Annotated in this window: 2 protein-coding genes; one reads left to right on the forward strand and one right to left on the reverse strand. The window is 76.0% G+C overall.

From position 1 onward, the window contains the following. On the forward strand, positions 1-468 hold a 468-nt coding region (locus tag GTR00_RS21850), incomplete at its 5' end, for a PH domain-containing protein (protein WP_166613584.1). Between the two features lie 93 nt (positions 469-561). Here the strand turns inward: GTR00_RS21850 and GTR00_RS21855 are convergent. Next, positions 562-871: Lsr2 family DNA-binding protein (locus tag GTR00_RS21855; protein WP_205706403.1), on the reverse strand; the 310-nt coding region annotated here is incomplete at its 5' end.

An 871-nucleotide genomic window follows, 5' to 3' on the forward strand; every position in this document is an offset into this window, starting at 1 on the left:
GTCCTGCTGTGGCTGGGCAGCCGCCTGCCCCCCGACCCGCCGCTGCTGCGCGACGCCCTGTTCGCGGCGTGGGTCGTCCTGCTGCTGCGGGCGGTGTGGCGGCTGCTGATGTGGCGCAACGGCTGGTTCATCGCCACCGACAAGCGCCTGCTGCTCACCCGCGGGGTGGTCAACCGCCGCACGGCCATGATGCCGCTGACCAAGGTGACCGACATGAGCTACAACCAGTCGGTGCCCGGCCGCCTGCTCGGGTACGGGCAGTTCGTGCTGGAGTCGGCCGGGCAGGACCAGGCGATGCGCCGCATCGACTGGGTGCCCGACCCCGACGAGAAGTACCGGCAGCTGTGCGAGGTCATCTTCGGGCGCCCGGCGGCCCCGTCCGCCGTCGCGGTGCCCCCGCGGCGCGCGCGGGGCCGGCGCACGGGGCGGCTGCTGGTGCGCGTCGCCCGCAAGCTCGCGGGGCGCTGAGGGGCCCGGCGGCACACCGGCGGTGCCCGGGTGCGCCAGAGGGGCGGGATCCCGGTGGGATCCCGCCCCTCTGGGGTGGTGCGTGCGCGCTGCTCAGGCGGTGGCGGCGCGGAACTGGTCGATGATGGTCGTCGAGATCGGGCCGCGCGGGGCGACCGTGATGCCGTTCTCGGCCGCCCACTGGCGCACGGCGCGCGCGTCGACGGCGCCGGTGGAGGCCGCCGGGGCGGACTTCTTCGCGGCCGGGGCGGACTTCTTCGCCGCGGGCGCGGACTTGGCGGCCGGGGCCGACTTCGCCGCCGACTTGGTGGCGCTCTTGGCGGCCGACTTGCGGCTCGAACCGCGCTTGGCCGCGGCGGGTCGGGGGGCAGGCGGCTGCTGATGTGGCGCAACGGCTGGTTCA

This window comes from Kineococcus indalonis (assembly GCF_009906395.1).
Classification (GTDB): Bacteria; Actinomycetota; Actinomycetes; order Actinomycetales; family Kineococcaceae; genus Kineococcus; species Kineococcus indalonis.